Below are 1,044 nucleotides of genomic sequence, written 5' to 3' on the forward strand. Positions count from 1 at the left end.
CTCATCTGCTCGCTCATTGCCGCAGTAGAAAGCCCACGCGTCAACTCCCTCATCTGCTCGCTCGCAAAATCAGATGAAGAATTCGTTCTTCTAATTAAATCGCTGACGTAACGGTCGAAGCGTTCCTCGCTATCTTCCTCAGCTTCAGCCTCCTCCTGGCATGCTTGTATCAATTTCTGTCCGGAGGAGACCCCATACGTTGATGCCGATTTATCTAGCTTATCTGCGAGCACACTTAGCCTTACACCTTCTTTTCGTAAACCATCCACCACTATCATCGCCAAATAGTCAAATTCGATAGCCTTCTCTGCTAAATCGCATATAGTTCGCTCCACTGAGGTAACAGGCAAACCATCAACATTATCTATCTCACCCGGCATCAACTCACGATTGATATGGATATGAATATCCTTTTGAGCCGACTGCTTTCTCTTCTTTGAAGAAAACGAATACTTATTTGGAATCAAATTCCCTATTTGATGAATCAAGGATGCCGATTCGTGAGAGACACTGACAATATGGGGGGAGTCCCACCTTTCAGAGGGAAGGACACCAGGATCGAGCGATACCCAGGCAATTTGAATATCCATTAGGGGACCATATTGCGCTGACGGCAACAGATAGATTCCCCGTCGCACCCGTTCTAACATTCCCGATTCCGTCAAGCGGCTGAGCTGCAGACGAGTAACACCCTCTCGCTGCGCTTGCGCAGCAGTGATAATCCCCCACTGCTCAGAGGCGACTGCCTCCAGCAAGCCCAAAACTTCTATCGACTTCATTTGTATCACTCCTTTACTTCACTTGTATCACACTGGACGATACAAGTGAAGTAAAGGAGTGATACAAATGAAGTGCCCCACGGTCACCGGCGATCTCAAATCTATGAGATACTTGAAGACGACGACTGTCGAGGACGATAGTGGCCGTGCGTCACGGAGTTTCAGATCGTACTCACGGATAGTAAGGATCAATCAACCTGGTGGGGGGGGGGGGGGGGGGGGGGGGGGGGGGGGGGGGGGAAGGGGGGGGGGGGGGGGGGGGGGG

General features: G+C 50.8%; 1 protein-coding gene. It reads right to left on the reverse strand.

Annotated features, from left to right (window positions below):
* On the reverse strand, nt 1-779 hold a 779-nt coding region (locus tag WG936_RS12220), incomplete at its 3' end, for a type IV toxin-antitoxin system AbiEi family antitoxin domain-containing protein (RefSeq protein WP_339573063.1).
* Nucleotides 780-1,044 lie beyond the last annotated feature (265 nt).

Origin of the sequence: Corynebacterium sp. H127 (assembly GCF_037482665.1) — a bacterium.
In the GTDB taxonomy this organism is placed as follows: Bacteria; Actinomycetota; Actinomycetes; order Mycobacteriales; family Mycobacteriaceae; genus Corynebacterium.